The following is a 15,623-nucleotide window of genomic DNA, read 5'->3' on the forward strand; positions in this document are numbered from 1 at the left end:
GATGCGTGTGCTCGTCACCGGACATCAGGGCTATCTGGGCACGGTCATGGTGCCGGTCCTGCGCGCCGCGGGACACGACGTGACCGGGCTGGACGTCGGCTATTTCGCCGATTGCCTGCTCGGTCCGGCACCGGCGGATCCACCCGGGATCGCGGTCGACCTGCGCGAGGTCACGGTGGATCAGCTCACCGGGTTCGACGCGGTGGTGCATCTGGCCGCGCTGTCCAATGATCCGCTGGGCGCGCTCGCGCCCCGGATCACCCACGACATCAACCATCACGCCTCGGTGCGGCTCGCCCGCCTGGCCAAAGCGGCCGGGGTGCGCCGATTCCTGTATGCCTCGACCTGTTCGGTCTACGGTGCGGCGGGCGACGAACTCGTCACCGAGGACGCGCCGCTGCGGCCGTTGACGCCGTACGCCGAAAGCAAGGTCCGGGTAGAGGACGATCTGCTCGCGCTCGGGGATTCCGGATTCGCGCCGGTATTCCTGCGCAACGCAACGGCTTTCGGCTTCTCGCCGCGTTTGCGCGCGGACATCGTGCTGAACAACCTGGTCGGCTATGCGGTGCTGAGCGGCGAGGTCAAGGTGCTCTCGGACGGTACGCCGTGGCGGCCGCTGGTGCACGCGCAGGACATCGCCCGCGCCTTCGCCCGCTGCCTGGTCGCCCCGCTCGAGACGGTGCACGGCGTGGCCTACAACATCGGCACCGAGGTCAACAACCTGACCGTGGCCGAGATCGCCGGTGCCGTCGTCGACGCGGTGCCCGGTGCCCGGTTGGTGATCGCGGGTACGTCCGGTTCCGACGCGCGGTCCTATCGCGTCGATTTCACGAAAGCGCGCGAGAAGCTGGCTTTCCAGGCCGAGTGGAGCGTCCCGGACGGCGCCGCGGAGCTGTACCGGGAGTACCTGACCCGCGGCCTCACGGCGGACGGGTTCTTCCAGCGGTTCACCCGGCTCGCGCGCCTGACCGCACTGAAAGACGGTGGCGTGCTGGACGACTCGCTGTGCCGAATCAGGATCGGGGCGTAGCGTGCGCCAGCGTCGCGCGCAACGCCCGCCAGCTGCCCGCGGCCGCGTCCCGGGCCGAGACCACCGTCACCGGGTGCGGCCACGCGATGGCCAGGTCCGGGTCGTCGTGCGCCACCGCGAGGTCTTCGGCCGGATCGTGCGGACGGTCGATGCGGTAGCACACGTCGGCGACCTCGGTGAGCGCCTGGAAGCCGTGCAGGAACCCCGGCGGTACATACAGGTGCCGGAAGTCGTTGTCGTCCAACAGGAACGCTTGCTGCTGCCCGAAAGTCGGGGACTGCGGGCGGATATCGACCAGTACGTCGTGCACGGCGCCGTGCGCGCAGCGCACCAGCTTGGCCTCGCCGCGCCCGGCGCGGCCGTGCAGGCCACGGATCACGCCGCGTGCCGAGCGGGACTGCGAATCCTGGACGAACGTCGCGGCCTTCCCCGGCGTGCCCAGGTGGTCGTCGAATTCGACGGCGTCGAAGGTCCGGGTGAACAGGCCCCGCTCGTCCCGGAACGGCTCCGGGACGAGCACCAGGACGTCGGCGAGGTCACTCCGCTCGATGCGCACCAGGCCATGGTGCCCGACGAGACCCGCGGCGCGCCATCGCGCGGGCCGATTCGCCCGCCTGCCGGGGAACCGCGATGAACGAGTGCCGCGCGTGCGCGGATATCCGACTGCGCCGGGTGCTGGACCTGGGCCGTATGCCCGCCGCCGATCACTTCCCCCGTGCCGACGCACCGGTGCGGCCGGACGAGGCGGCGCATCCGCTCGCGATGCAGCTGTGCCTTGGCTGCGGCCTCGCCCAGCTCGCCGCGGACGATACGCGAACCGCCGAACCGCGCGGGGTGGAGCCGCAGGCGCTGCGAGACCAGGCGGCCGCGGCGGTCGCCCGGGTCCGGGCGGACGGCTGGCTGCGCGGTGCGACGGTGCGTGAGTTCGGCAGCCCGCACGGCGGCAGCTGGCTGCCGCATCTGACGGCGCACGGCTTCGAGACGGTCGCGGACACGGCCGATGTGGTGCTCGATTGCTTCGGCCTCATGCACGAGGCCGACCAGCACGGTGCCTTCGTCGAACGCGCGAAAGCCACTGCGCCGGACGGGGTGCTGCTCGTGCAGTTCCACTCGCTGCACACGATCGTCCGGCAGCACCAGTGGAATGCCCTGCGCCACGGCCACTTCGCCTACTACTCGCTGACCGCGCTGCACGAGCTGCTGCGCCGCGCGGGGATGAGTGTCGCCACGGCCTGGGAATTCGCGCTGTACGGCGGCACCGTACTGGTGGCGGCCGTACACGGCGTGCGTGCGCCGGACGCCACGGTGCGCAGCATTCTCGACGCGGAGGCCGGGATCACCGATCCCGAGGTGGTCGGCGGACTGCAGTCGGCGGCCGATGCGCACGCACGAGCGCTGCGCCGTCGCCTCACGGCCGAAATCGACGCGGGCCGTTCCGTTTACGCCTACGGTGCGGCCTCGCGCGCGGTGGCGCTGTTCGCCCTGGCCGGGATCCATCGCGGCCTGGTGCGGGCGGTCGCCGACGCTTCGCCCGCCAAACAGGGCAGCCGGATGCCGGGTACCGACGTGCCGATCATCTCGCCGGCGCAACTGGTGCGGGCCGCGCCCGACCGGGTGCTGCTGACCCTGCCGGATCTGCAGCCCGAGCTGGAGGCCCGTTTCCCGGCCTTGGCCGGCCGCTGGATCGGCGCCGAATACGCCCCGACGAATGAGGAAACCGAGTGATGACCGAGCTGTCCGTCTGCGTGCCCGCCTACAACGCGGGCCGAACCCTGGCGGCGACCATGCGGTCGATCCTGGCGCAGGACGTGGAGTGCGAACTCGTCGTGCTCGACAACGCGAGCACGGACGAAACACCCACTATCGCAAGGTCGTTCGACGACGCGCGGGTTCGGGTGTTCCGCAACGAGCGGGTGCTGCCGATCGGCGCCAACTGGAACGCCACCATCCAGCACGCCACCGGGCGGCTGGTGAAGGTGGTCTGCGCCGACGACGTGCTGCTGCCTGGGTCGCTCGCGGCCCAGCTGGCGGTCATGGCCGATCCGGCGATCTCGATCAGTTCGGCCAAGTTCCAGGTGATCGACGAGGGCGGCGCGGTCCTCGAGACGGGACTCGGATTGCCCGGCTTGCTGGGCCCGCATCCGGCGGGGCCGGTCCTGCGCACGATCGTGCGGGCGGGCCCGGCCGAATTCGGCCCGACGGCCGCGGCGATGTTCCGGCGGGCGCACTTCGATCAGGTCGGCGGCCTGCGCGGCGATCTGGTATTCCCGATGGACGTCGATCTGTTCGGCCGGATCGCCGCGCTGGGTCACTTCTTCGGGATGCCGGGAGTGCTTGCCGCATGGCGTAATTCGACATTCAACCTGTGCAGCCAGACCTCGACGGTGAGCAAACTGGTGGAGTTGTTCCGCTTCCATCACCGGATCGCGGGCGAGTATCCGCAGCACGTCGGCCACCGGGACGTGCTGGCCGCCGACGGTCGGCTGCTGCGGACCGCCCTGCATCGGGCGAATGTGCGTGCGCGGGCGGTGACCGGGGACCTGGCGGCCCGCGCGCGAAGGACGCGGACATGACCGCGCGCGCCGATCCGATGACGGTGCATATGACCGGTGCCGAGTGGTTCGGCTCCGCGGCGGGCGGACTCAACCGGTACTTCACCGAACTGTTCGGTGCGTTGCGACGGCATCCGGATACCGAGGTGTCGGCGGCCGCCTTCGGCGATCCGCCCGCAGGCGGACGGTCATGGGGCGGGCTCGGCGGCTCCACGCTGCACCGTGCGAGCCGCTCGGTCGCCGCGCGTCCGGCCCCGCGCCGTCCCGCTGTGCTCGACCGGCATTTCTGTTTGTACGGGCCGCCGGTGGTCGGTCGCGCCCGCGGTCCGCGACTCGTCGTGCACTTCCACGGTCCGTGGGCCGCGGAGAGCCGGCTCGCGGGCGCGTCCGAATTCACCGCGCGGGCAAAGTATCTCGTGGAGCGGATGCGCTATGCGGGTGCCGAGCGCTTCGTGGTGCTGTCCGAGCAGTTCCGGCAGGTGCTGGTGTCCGACTATCGGGTGTCCGCCGAACGCGTCGAGGTCATCGCTCCCGGTGTCGATCTCGGCAGATTCGGGGTGGCGCCGCGTCGGGGCTCGGCCGAAGCGCCTGTCGTGCTGTGCATTCGGCGGCTGGAACGCCGGATGGGCATCGACCGGTTGATTCGGGCCTGGCCCGCGGTGCTGTCCGCGCGCCCCGGCACGCGGTTGGTGATCGTCGGAACCGGTAGCGCCGAGCGGGAATTGCGGGAGCAAGTGGTGTCGAGTGGTCTGCAGCGCTCGGTCACGTTTACCGGGCATCTCTCCGACGATCAGCTGGCGGCCCAGTACGAACAAGCGCACTGCACCGTAGTGCCATCGGTCGCACTCGAAGGCTTCGGACTGATCGCCCTCGAATCCCTGGCCTGCGGGCGCGCCCCGATCGTCACCGACTGCGGCGGTCTGCCCGACGCGGTACGCGGGCTCGATCCGTCGTTGATCGTGGCGGCGGGCGATGTCGAGGCGCTCGCGGCGCGTATCGTCGCCGCCCTCGCGGGTGCGGTGCCCACGCCGCAACGCTGTCGCGCGCACGCGGAGTCGTTCTCCTGGACGGTGGCCGCCGCCCGGCATCACGCGCTGTACACGGAGCTACGCGGATGATCCGGGCGCTGTTCCTCGCACACACCGCGGCACCGTCGGGGGCCGAACTCGCCACCATGCGGTTGCTGTCCGCACTGAGCGAGCGCACCGCCGTCGAACCGGTGATGCTGTTCACCGAGAACGGTCCCATGGTGCGCCGGGTCCGGTCCCGCGGCATCCGGACCCTGGTGCTGCCCAACGGGTTCGACAGCCGATCGCTGACGATCGATGCGGCAGGCCTGCGCAGGGTGCTCGTCGGTGCGCTCGCTCTGATCCGCTTGGGGCACAGGCTCGGTACGAAAACCCGGCGGCTCGACGTACAGGTGCTGGTCGCCGGGAGCACGAAGGCCATGCTGATGGGTGCCGTCGCGGCGCGGCGCGCCCGCGTCCCCCTGATCTGGTCGGTGCACGACCGGGTTTCGAGCGAATATTTCGGCCGGTGGCTGGCCTGGGGTATTCGCCTGCTCGGCTGGGCGGTCAGCGACGGATACCTGGTGAACAGCCGCTCGACCGCGAGTTCGCTGATCACCTGGCGCAGGCCCGTGGCGGTGGTGTACCCCGGCATCGAACCCGATCCGGCGCCGCCGGCCGAACGGGCACCGCAGCGCGCACCCGCCGAGGTGGTGGTCGCGATGGTCGGCCGCCTGACACCGTGGAAGGGGCAGGACGTCCTGCTGCGGGCGCTGGCGGAAGTGAAAGTGCCGCCGCGCCAAGTATTCCTGATCGGCGGCACGCTGTTCGACGAGGAGCCCTATCGGCGCGAACTGGAACGCGCGGCGCGCGAACTACGGTTGCCCGTGACCTTCACCGGGCATGTGGACGATCCGCGAAACCACCTGCGCCAGGCCGACATTCTGGTGCACTGCTCGGTGCTGGCCGAGCCGTTCGGACAGGTCGTCGTGGAGGGATTGCAGGCAGGCTGCGCGGTGATCGCCTCCCGGCCCGGCGGCCCCGCCGAGATCATCGAACCCGGCGTGAACGGCGTCCTGGTCGAGGGCGGTGACACCGCCCAGCTCACCTCCGCGCTGGACCTGCTGATGACCGATCCCGCGCTGCGCACCAAGCTCGCGGCCGCGGGCGTGCTGCGCGCCCGCGAGTTCGACATCGTCGAATCCGCCCATGTCGCAGCGGATTTCCTGACCACCGTGGCGCGGGTGCGCCATGGCTGAGACCGGTACCGCCACCCGACCTTCGCCGCGCCGCCGGCGCGGGACGGCCGTGCTGCTGCGCGACATAGGTTTCGTCAGCTTCGGCAAGTACGGGCAGTACCTGATCACGGTGGTGACCCTGCCGATCATCGCCAGGGTGCTCGGCGCCGAAGGGCTCGGCCTGCTGGCGATCGGCATGTCGGCCTATTTCATCGGCTCGCTGGTGGTGGATCTGGGGATCACATCCTTCCTGGCCGCCAGGGTGCACGAAAGGCACACGGACACACAGCGAATCGGGCAGCTACGGGGCGACTACCTGGCGATCAGGTTGACGATTCTCGGTGGTCTCGGCGCACTGCTCACGCTCGGCATGATGGCCGCAGCGCCCGCCCGATTGCACATGGTCCTGCTGGGATTGTTCGCCGGTGGTGTCTGGTCGATCTCGGAGGACTGGCTGCTGATCGGTCAGGGCCGGTTCGGGGCCTCGGCGGTGTACCAGGGCGCCGGACGGATCGTCTACTTGCTGCTGCTCGTGCTGCTGTTGCCCCGCTGGCCCAGCGCGTCGGTAGCGCTGCTGTGCCTGCTCAGCTCGGCCGTCGTCACGGTCGCGGCGACCTGGGTGGACGCGTGGCGTCGCTTCGGGCCACCGGCCCGGCCGCGCGCGGTCCGCGCGATCCTGCGGCTCGGCGCACCGGTTTTCGCGTCCCGGCTGCTGGTCACCGGCTACGGCCAGGGTGCGCCGGTGGTCTACGCGGCGGTGCTCGACGCCGCCTCGCTCGGGTTGTACTCGGCCGGTGACCGTTTGGTGCGCGCCATCCAATCACTGCTGGACACGGTCGGATTCGCGTTCCTGCCGCGGATGGCCCGGCGCAGCGCGCACGACCGGTTCTGGCGCAACGCGATACAGGTGCTGACCATGTGCGCCGGTATCGCAGGCTTGGCCGCGGCAGGCGTGTGGCTCTTGGCGCCGACGCTGATCCGGCTGATCTTCGGCAGCGGATTCGAGGGCACGATACCGCTGTTGCGGGTGGAGGTGCTGATCCTGCCCGCGATGACGGTGACCTCCTTCATCACCACCGCGCTGCTGCCGGTGCGGCAGGACACGGTGGGCGTGCTGATCGGCGCGCTCATCGGGACCTGCGTGGCGGCGTCCGCCCTGGCCATCGCCTTCCGGAACAACTCGGTGTGGGCGCTCGTCTACGGCACCGTGCTCACCGAGATCGCGGTGGCGCTCTGGTACCTCTTCCGGGTCCGGCAGTTGATCGTGCGCGAGCGCGCCGCCGCCGTGCCCGCCGGACAGGAGCCGGTGCGATGAAGATTCTGTACGTCGGCGACGACTGGATCGGCAGCAACGCGCGCTCGCTGGCCGACGGATTCCGTCAGGCGGGACACGAGGTGGTGGTAATCGATTCCACCCCGGTCACGCTGCCCGCGCGACTGTCACCGAGCTGGCTGTACGCCAAGGCCGCCGGTCGGCGGGCCGGCTGGACGACCGCCGCGTTGCACGACCGAATCGACCGTGCCGCCACGGCATTCGGGCCGGACCTGCTGTTCGCGTTCAAAGCCGTGCACCTGGACCAGCAACGCCTGTTGAGCACGCCCGCCGACCTGCGGGTGCACTACAGCCCCGACGACGTCTCGAATCCCGCGAACACCAGCGCGGATTACCTGGCGTACGAGTCGGAGTGGGATCTGGTGGTCACCACCAAGCGTCACAATGTGCCCGAGTTGCACGCGCGCGGCGCGCGTGGCGTGCGGTTCGTGCGCAGCGCCTATGACCCGGCCTGGCACCATCCGTGCGCCCGCCGGGGCGCCCGGCAGTTCCTGGCGGGGTTCATCGGCGCCCGCCGCCCCGACCGCACGCCGCTGCTCGTCGACCTGGCTCGGGAGCACGGTCCCGATTTCCTGGTGCGCGGGCCGGATTGGCGGCGGGTGCGCCAATTGCGTGGCACCGCCGCCGAACTCGGCGGGGGAGTGTACGGCGAGCGCTTCGCCGCGGCCGTCGCCTCGATCACCGCGAACCTGGTGCTGCTCAATTCCGACAACCGGGACACGCACACCTGCCGGTCGTTCGAAATACCGGCCGCCGGCGGTCTTTTCGTCGGCGAGCGGACTACCGAACATGCCGAGCTGCTCGACGAGGGCACCGAGTGCTTCCTGTTCTCCGATCGGAGCGAGTTGCGCGAGATCCTCACTCGATGCGTGCGCCGGCCGGAGGCGGTCGAGCAGGTCGCCGCGGCCGGCTACCGGCGGATCACCGGCGAGCGGCATCGCTACGTCGACCGGGCGGAGGAGATCATCGATGCGCTCACCTGAATGCGCCGGACCCGGTGCGGCCGTCGGAGTCCGCCGATGACCGCCGCCGTCACCGCACTGATCATGATCGCCGCGGCACTCGCGACGATGGTGGTCGCTGCGCTGACCGTTCCCGGCGTGGCCAGGGTGCTGCTCATCGCACAGGCCCTCTACTGGGCGATGTCCTATCTCGCCAGACCCATTGTGCTGCTGTGGGTGCAGCCCGAACCGCGGTTCGGCGACAACGTGGCCGATCCGCGCCTGGCCGCCCTCGGCTACGACCACGGCATCGCCATGGTGCTGCGTCCGGTGGTGTTCGGGTTGTGGGTGTACGCGGGCCTCGTCGTCGCCTTCGCGATCTGGCTACGCCGTCGCCGCGCGCCCCGGCGAGCGGCGATCACCGACGATCCGAACTTCGTGCCGACCCTGTGCGTGCTGTATTTCCTGGGCGCGCTCGGGCGCCTGGCGATGGTCGCCACGGGCACCGCGGGCAAGGCGGGCGAGGTCGAAACATCGAGTCCCGCATTGACCTTCGTGACGATGCTGGGCACGATCGGCGCGATCGGGCTCATCGTCTTCGTGCGACTGGCCAGCGCCCGGGCCACGGTGGCCGCTGTCGGTCTGCTGCTGGCCGGTGAACTGCTCTGGACCGTCGCCGTCGAATCCAAGACCCCGATCATGGGTGCCGCGTTGGCGATCGGCGTGCGGTTCGCACTCGGCGGCTGGACGCGGCCGAAAATCGTTGCCATTCTGCTCGTCTCGATCCTCGGCATGGGCGGCTTCGGCTGGTTGCAGTCGCTGAAGGCCACCGGGCAGCTGCGGGCCGACGCCGCGGTCACCGATGCCGCGTATCCCGCCGCGGTCCGGCCCATGCTGAGCGTACTGCGCCGGTTCGACCTGCTGGAGGCGGCGACCGACGTGTACTACACCCCGCCCGGCTCCTGGTTGTCCCCGGCCGAAGCCGCCGAAAACGCCGCGCGCAGCCTGATTCCCGCGCAGCTGCTCGGTTCGGAGAAGCTGCGCTCCGGCACCGCGTGGGCCGCCGACGTCCGGGGCGCCTCGGTGGACATGAGCCAGGTGTCGGTATCGCTGGCCGAGGGCGGGATCAGCGAAGGTTATCTGCTCGGCGGATACACCGGGATCATGGTGGGCGCCGCATTCACGTTCGCGCTCTTGGCCTCCTGGGCGCGGGCGCTGTACTCGCGGCATATCGCCCTCGTCGTGCTGGGGCTGGCGCTCATCGAGATACCGGTGATCTTCGAGCGCGGAATTCTCGGCAGCATGGAGATGCTCGGCAAGTATCTCCAGGCCGTCGTACTGGTGTGGTTCATCTATCTGCTGGTGGGTTTGTACCGCGGTTCGCGCGGGCAGTTATCGGCGCGTCGATCGTGGGAGCGGGCCGAATCCGTTGTCCCCGTTACACAAAGGACCGGGCAATGGGTTTGATCGAGTATTGGCGCGTGCTGCGGCGCCGTTGGATCGTCGTCGTCGCGGCGGTGCTGGTGTGCCTGCTCGCCGCCGCGGGCTACGCGCAGACGATTCCCGTGACGTACAAAGCCTCGAGCAGCATGTACGTGTCGATGTCCACCGGAACGTCGGTGAACGACTCGTACCAGGGCGGTTTGGCGGCGCAACAGCGGGTCCGGTCGTATCTGGACCTGCTCACCAGCGCCACTGTCGCACAGCGGGTCATCGACGATCGCGGCTTGCGGTTGAGCGTCGGCGAACTGCGCAGCAGGATCTCGGCGAGTTCGCCGCCCGCGACCGCCGTGCTCGTCGCCACCGTCACCGCGCCCGCCGCCGCGGAGGCACGCGATCTCGCCGACGCCGTGGTGGCGCAATTCCGGCGGCTGGTGGACGAATTGGAGACCACCGAACTCGGTGCGGCACCCGCCACCAGGGTCGCGGTGGTGGATCGGGCGGAGCTGCCCGCCGCGCCGAGCGGCCCGCGACGAACGCGCCTGCTGGCACTCGGCCTGTGCGCGGGCCTCGCACTGGGATTCGCGGCAGCCCTGCTGCGCGATCGGCTCGACCGCCGGTTGCGCACCTCCACCGAGCTGGAATCGGTACTGGCGGAACCGGTTCGGGTGGGCGGGCCCGGCGCACCCGAGCGGCCGGCGGTGCCGATTCTGGCGATACTCGACATCGGCCTGCCGGGCGAGCTGGGGGAGACGCGGCGGCTACGGGCCCGCCTCACCGATGCCGCCGCCGGGAAGAGTCCGAAAACGATTGTGCTGACCAGCTTTTCCGCGCGGTCGGCCCCTGACATCGGGCCGCGGCTGGCTCGATCGCTGGCGGCTACCGGTGCCCGGGTAGTGCTCGTGGACGCGGACACCACCGGTGCGGGCAGCTCCGGCCAACTGCTGGCGCACACCGGTCCGGGGCTCGCCGAAGTCCTGCGCGGCGGGCCGAGATCGAGCGATGCGGTGGTGCGGCTACCCGACGACGGCATCGATCTGCTGCCGCTCGGCTCGCCCGATCCCGGGACGCCGGATGCGCTGACCACCGAGCGTTTCGGCACGATCCTGGCGGACCTGCGGTGCGATTTCGATCATGTGGTGGTCGAGGTGGCGCCGGTCACCGCCGCCGCGGACGTGCTGTCGGTCGCCCCGCGCGGGGACGCGACGATCGGCGTCGTCGAACTCGGCGCCACCGACGCGGCCCAGGTGCGCGGCGCGCTGGCGACCTTCGGCGCGGCGGGCGCGGCACTGGTGGGCGTCATCGCGGTATCGCGGCCCGGTGACCGACCGCGCCTCAGTCGAAGGTTGCGCCTATGAGCGAAGACTCGGTGAATCGTCGTCGCCTGCTCGCCGGTTCGCTCGGCGCGGCCGCCGCGCTGCCCTTGACCGCGTGCGCCGCCCGCTCCGACGACGACGAGGAGTTCCGCTCACCGCGGGTCACCGACGCGCCCGCCGCCCGCAACATCCGTGATTTCGGTGCGGTGGGCGACGGGAAAGCCGACGACACCGCCGCGCTCGCGAAAGCCGCCGCGGTGGGCGACGGACCGCTGGTGCTGTATCTGCCCGCCGGCCAGTACCGGGTGACGTCCTGGCCCCAATTACCCGACTACGCCACGGTGCTCGGCGACGGCGGCGATGTCAGCATGATCAACTATGCGGGCGGTGGCACGCTGATCGCCCTGCACAAGCGGCAGCGGGTGCGCTTCGCCCGGCTCGGCATCTTCGTCTCCGACCCGGCCGTGACCGCCGTGTCGCTGTCCGAATGCTTCCGGTGTTCGTTCGAATCGGTGGTGCTGCGCGGCAATCACCTCAGTGAGAACTTTCCGCGGTATGCCGAACAGCGCGGCGTCGTGCTCGATCAGAACACGGGCGGCACCGCGTTCGTCAACTGCGATATCAACAATTTCGGGTACGGGCTGGTGACCTCGTGCATCCAGAATTACGTGACCTCGTCGAAATTCACCAACAACCGGATCAGCGTGCTCGGCACCGGCGGCGACCACAACGCCGGATTGGCCTTGAGCAACGTCGAATTCGTCTCCGATACCGACCCGCGCACCACCGACCGGCACCTGGTGGTGGACGGCGCGGCCAACGCCTGGTGGCTGACCAACGTCTGGTTCGAGGGTGCCGATACGGCACTGTCGATCGGGCACCTGGAACGTGGTGGGCCCGCACAGTTCGGACTGGTCAATTGCAAGATCGCGGCCCGGACCCGCTGCGTGGACCTGACCTATTGCCGCCAACCGTATTTGGCGAACGTACAGTTCGACGCGGACCTGGACCAGCCGCCCACCGAACTGCGGATCGACGGGCGGGGGTGCCCGGAAGGCACTGCGGTGAACCTCATTTCGAGCTCGGCCCGTGATATCGATCCCGCGGTGTTCCCCACCGGATGGCATGTGATCGGCCGGGATCGGATGCTGGGGGCACGGTTCGCCGGGACCACGGTCGCACAGGCGGGCCGTCCGGACACCGACATCCTCCAGGTGCAGGCCGCCGACGGCGCGGTGGCGGCGGCGGTACTCTCCAGCGGCGCTTGGCTTTCCGATCGCGCCGAGGGCGGCATGGTGCTCAAGGACGCGGACGGCGGGTACTGGCGGCTGGTGGTCGCGCCCACCGGCGCGGTGAGCGCCGTGCCGCTGGGCCGGGACAGGCCGACGAGGTGACGCCGTGAACAACGCTGCCGTGGCTGCACCCGAGGTACCCCGGCGCCCGCCGAGCCGGATCCGGCGCGCATTGCTCGGTGTCGTCGCAGTGATCGCCGTCGTCGCCGCGCTGGCGGCGCTGGGCTGGCCGGCGTACGTGCGACCGCAGGTGGATCCGCTGCGACCCGCCGACGCCATCGTCGTGCTCGGCGGCACGCCGTACGAACGCTTCGACGTGGGACTCGATCTCGCGCGGCGTGGCTACGCCCGGCAACTGCTGATCTCGCGCTCCACCGGTGCCGACGACCCTGCCATGGACAAATACTGTGCCGGGCACTTCGATTTCCAGGTCAGCTGTTTCGTCCCCGACCCGTGGACCACCCAGGGTGAAGCGCAGGAAATCGGCCGCAGGGCACAGCAATACGGCTGGCGGCACATCATCGTGGTGACCTTCACCCCGCATGTGTCGCGCGCGCGGTACATCGTGCAGAAGTGCTTCGCCGGTGAGGTGACGATGGTCGCCAGCCCCAGTCCGTCGGGGCCGGCGTTCTGGGCGTGGATGTACGTGCGCCAATCGGCCGGCTATCTCAAAGCGTTCACCGAACGCGGGTGTTGAAGGAATGAGGAACGTGCGTGACGAGTCTCGACAGTCGACGTGATTTCGCTCGTAGCAACGGCATCCAGGCGCGGTTGCACGACCTGATACCCGGTGGCGCGCACACCTATGCGCGCGGCGCCGATCAGTACCCGGAACACATGGCCCCGATTCTGGTGCGCGGCAACGGCTGCCGGGTCTGGGACAGCGACGGAAACGAGTACGTCGAGTACGGCATGGGCCTGCGCTCGGTGACGCTCGGGCACGGTTATCGGCCGGTGGTCGAGGCGGTGACGGCCGCCATCGCCGACGGTGTGAACTTCTCCCGGCCCACCGAATTGGAATTGCTTGCCGCCGAGGACTTCCTGTCCTTGGTCCCCGGGGCCGACATGGTCAAGTTCGCCAAGAACGGCTCGGACGCGACCACCGCGGCGGTCCGGCTGGCCCGCGCCGCCACCGGCCGGGTGGTCGTCGCGGTGTGTGATCAACCGTTCTTCTCCGTGGACGACTGGTTCATCGGCACCACCGAGATGGACAGCGGCACCGACGACACCGCCACGGTGAAGTTCCCGTACAACGATCTCGGCGCACTGGCCGACGTCCTGGCCGCGGTGCCGGTGGCGTGCGTGGTCATGGAGGCGGCGACCGCACTCGCCGAACCCGGCGGCGGGTATCTGAACGGTGTTCGCGCCCTGTGCGATCGGTACGGGGCGTTGCTCGTGTTCGACGAGATGATCACCGGGTTCCGCTGGTCGGCCGGTGGGGCGCAACAGGTGTACGGCGTGCGCCCGGATCTGTCGTGCTGGGGGAAGGCGATGGGCAACGGGTTCCCGATCTCGGCGTTGGCGGGCAAGCGCGCATACATGGAGCTGGGCGGGTTGCGAACGGACCGGGACCGGGTGTTCCTGCTGTCGACCACCCACGGGCCGGAAGCCGCGGGGCTGGCCGCGTTCCGCGCGGTGGTTCGCGCCTACGCGGACACCGATCCGATCGGCCGGATGGAACGGGCCGGGCGGCGGCTCGCCGACGCGGTGAATGCCACTGCCGCCGAGCTGGGTATCGCCGATTTCCTTCAGGTCGCCGGGCGGCCGTCGTGCCTGGTCTATCTCACCAGAGACCCGCGCGGCAGGCCGTCGCAAGCGTTCCGGACGCTGTTCCTGCAGGAATTGCTGGCCCGCGGGGTGCTGGGGCAATCGTTCGTGACCTCGGCGGCGCACACCGACGACGCTGTCGACGTGACTGTCTCCGCCTGCCGGGAGGCAGCGCTCGTTTATCGGCGCGCGCTCGAACAGGGCAGTGTCACAGGGCTTTTGGTAGGACGTCCGGTCGCGCCCGCGCTCCGGCGGACCGCCGCGCCGCGCCGGATCGCCGCCGCATCGCAAGGTGGAGCGCAGCACTCGTGACCGCGCCGCGAATCGGGCTCGTGCATGAGCGATTCACCGAATACGGCGGGTCCGAAGCGGTGGTGGCGGAGTTCCTCCGCACCTGGCCCGGAGCCTCGGTGTTCGCGCCGATCGTCAGTCGTGCGGGGCAGGCCGCACTCGCGGCGCAATGCGGTGCGGGAGAGCTGGATTCGATTCAGGACAGCTGGCTCAGCGGAGTGCATACCGCGCTGGGCGCCCGCGCGCACGCCCCGCTGCTGCCCTTCGTGCCCCGGGCGCTGCGTCGCCTGCCGCTGGCCGGGCGGTTCGACGCGGTGGTCGTCAGCCATCACGCGTTCGCCACTCAGGCCGTATTCGCCACGGACGCACCGGTGATCGCGTATGTGCACAGTCCGGCACGCTGGGCGTGGGACAGCGCTTTTCGCGCCCAGGAGGCCGGTGGACGGTCCGGTCAGCTCGCTTTGGCGGCCCTCGGCCATATCGCTCGCCGGGCCGAGTTGCGGGCGGCGCCGCGGCTGGCGCAGGTGATCGCCAACTCGCACGCGGTCGCGGACCGTGTACGTGATTGGTGGGGTCTGCCCGCCGCCGTGATCAATCCGCCCGTGCGGATAGATCGGTTCACCCCCGACCCGTCGCTGTCGCGCGAGGACTTCTTCCTGTTCGCCGGTCGTCTCGTGCCCTACAAACGGGCAGACCTCGCGATCAGGGCGGCGCGGCAGGCGGGCCGCCGGCTGGTCGTGCTCGGCGACGGCAGGCACCGCCCCTACCTCGAATCCATCGCCGGACCGGAGACCACATTTCTCGGCGCTGCCTCCGACGCGGTCCTGCTGGACAGCTATCGCCGCTGCCAGGCCCTGCTCATGCCGGGCGTCGAGGATTTCGGCATCGTCCCGGTGGAGGCGATGGCGTGCGGCACCCCGGTCCTCGCGGTCGGCGCGGGCGGCGCGCTCGACACCGTCCTACCCGGCACCACCGGCGAATATCTCGCCCCCGGCGACGACCAGTCCGTCATCGACAGCCTCGCCCGCCACATGCGCGCTTTCGATTCCACCACCTACGATCCCGCCACCATCCGCACCCACGCCACCACCTTCACCCCCACCGCCTTCCGCACCCGCCTATCCGCCACAGTCACCCAAACCCTCACCCGGACGGCCCTGGAATCGTCGCGGTGAGAGGCCGCTGAACGTCGCGGTTGTATGGATTGTCTGAATTATCCTGGGCGTGCGTGAAACCGCTTATATGTTCTTCTAATTCGATTGTCATCGCGTTAGCAAAATTACGGAATCGGAGATGTAATCCGCGTCACATTGTCCGATTTGCTGGTAGTCGTCCGGTTGTCGTCATGTTCGAATGTGCTGAGCGGGGCTAAGTATCAGGTTTCAGTGGGATTTGCCGGAAGATCCAGGAGATTGG

General features: G+C 69.8%; 14 protein-coding genes. 13 read left to right on the forward strand and 1 reads right to left on the reverse strand.

The genetic code is table 11. From position 1 onward, the window contains the following. The first annotated feature begins 1 nt into the window (after position 1). Positions 2-1,030: an NAD-dependent epimerase/dehydratase family protein gene (locus O3I_RS15155; protein ID WP_041562631.1), complete on the forward strand. Its 1,029-nt coding sequence runs from the start codon at positions 2-4 to the stop codon at positions 1,028-1,030. Here O3I_RS15155 and rfbC read toward each other — a convergent pair. Then, complete coding sequence (rfbC, locus tag O3I_RS15160; RefSeq protein WP_014983808.1) at positions 1,014-1,586, reverse strand: dTDP-4-dehydrorhamnose 3,5-epimerase; 573 nt, start codon at positions 1,584-1,586, stop codon at positions 1,014-1,016. The genes O3I_RS15155 and rfbC overlap by 17 nt on opposite strands. Positions 1,587-1,660: 74 nt before the next feature. Between rfbC and O3I_RS15165 the strand changes: the two genes are divergently transcribed. The 12 genes from O3I_RS15165 to O3I_RS15220 are packed head-to-tail and all read left to right on the forward strand — an operon-like array spanning position 1,661 to position 15,382. Continuing rightward, complete coding sequence (locus tag O3I_RS15165; RefSeq protein WP_014983809.1) at positions 1,661-2,755, forward strand: methyltransferase domain-containing protein; 1,095 nt, start codon at positions 1,661-1,663, stop codon at positions 2,753-2,755. Continuing rightward, the gene (locus O3I_RS15170) at positions 2,755-3,603 is read left to right on the forward strand and encodes a glycosyltransferase family 2 protein (protein WP_014983810.1); all 849 of its coding nucleotides are present in this window, start codon (positions 2,755-2,757) and stop codon (positions 3,601-3,603) included. The genes O3I_RS15165 and O3I_RS15170 overlap by 1 nt, the downstream gene beginning before the upstream one ends. Positions 3,604-3,632: 29 nt before the next feature. Beyond that, positions 3,633-4,700, forward strand: a complete 1,068-nt coding sequence (locus O3I_RS15175; protein WP_041563835.1) for a glycosyltransferase family 4 protein — start codon at positions 3,633-3,635, stop codon at positions 4,698-4,700. Beyond that, on the forward strand, positions 4,697-5,848 hold the full coding sequence (locus tag O3I_RS15180) for a glycosyltransferase family 4 protein (protein WP_014983812.1): 1,152 nt from the start codon (positions 4,697-4,699) through the stop codon (positions 5,846-5,848). Before O3I_RS15175 ends, O3I_RS15180 begins: the two co-directional genes overlap by 4 nt. Next, positions 5,841-7,142 (forward strand): lipopolysaccharide biosynthesis protein, encoded by a 1,302-nt coding sequence (locus O3I_RS15185; RefSeq protein WP_014983813.1) that lies wholly within the window; start codon positions 5,841-5,843, stop codon positions 7,140-7,142. Before O3I_RS15180 ends, O3I_RS15185 begins: the two co-directional genes overlap by 8 nt. Next, positions 7,139-8,143 (forward strand): CgeB family protein, encoded by a 1,005-nt coding sequence (locus O3I_RS15190; RefSeq protein WP_014983814.1) that lies wholly within the window; start codon positions 7,139-7,141, stop codon positions 8,141-8,143. The genes O3I_RS15185 and O3I_RS15190 overlap by 4 nt, the downstream gene beginning before the upstream one ends. A gap of 36 nt (positions 8,144-8,179) precedes the next feature. After that, positions 8,180-9,568 (forward strand): hypothetical protein, encoded by a 1,389-nt coding sequence (locus O3I_RS15195; protein WP_014983815.1) that lies wholly within the window; start codon positions 8,180-8,182, stop codon positions 9,566-9,568. Beyond that, positions 9,559-10,899, forward strand: a complete 1,341-nt coding sequence (locus O3I_RS15200; protein ID WP_014983816.1) for a polysaccharide biosynthesis tyrosine autokinase — start codon at positions 9,559-9,561, stop codon at positions 10,897-10,899. Before O3I_RS15195 ends, O3I_RS15200 begins: the two co-directional genes overlap by 10 nt. Next, a complete protein-coding gene (locus tag O3I_RS15205; RefSeq protein ID WP_014983817.1) occupies positions 10,896-12,251 on the forward strand; it encodes a glycosyl hydrolase family 28-related protein in 1,356 nt (451 codons plus the stop codon). The genes O3I_RS15200 and O3I_RS15205 overlap by 4 nt, the downstream gene beginning before the upstream one ends. Positions 12,252-12,255: 4 nt before the next feature. After that, positions 12,256-12,846: a YdcF family protein gene (locus O3I_RS15210; RefSeq protein ID WP_167829141.1), complete on the forward strand. Its 591-nt coding sequence runs from the start codon at positions 12,256-12,258 to the stop codon at positions 12,844-12,846. Positions 12,847-12,863: 17 nt separating this feature from the next. Further along, positions 12,864-14,228 (forward strand): glutamate-1-semialdehyde 2,1-aminomutase, encoded by a 1,365-nt coding sequence (locus tag O3I_RS15215; protein WP_014983819.1) that lies wholly within the window; start codon positions 12,864-12,866, stop codon positions 14,226-14,228. Beyond that, positions 14,225-15,382 (forward strand): glycosyltransferase, encoded by a 1,158-nt coding sequence (locus O3I_RS15220; RefSeq protein ID WP_014983820.1) that lies wholly within the window; start codon positions 14,225-14,227, stop codon positions 15,380-15,382. Before O3I_RS15215 ends, O3I_RS15220 begins: the two co-directional genes overlap by 4 nt. Positions 15,383-15,623 lie beyond the last annotated feature (241 nt).

The organism is Nocardia brasiliensis ATCC 700358 (assembly GCF_000250675.2).
Taxonomy (GTDB): Bacteria; Actinomycetota; Actinomycetes; order Mycobacteriales; family Mycobacteriaceae; genus Nocardia; species Nocardia brasiliensis_B.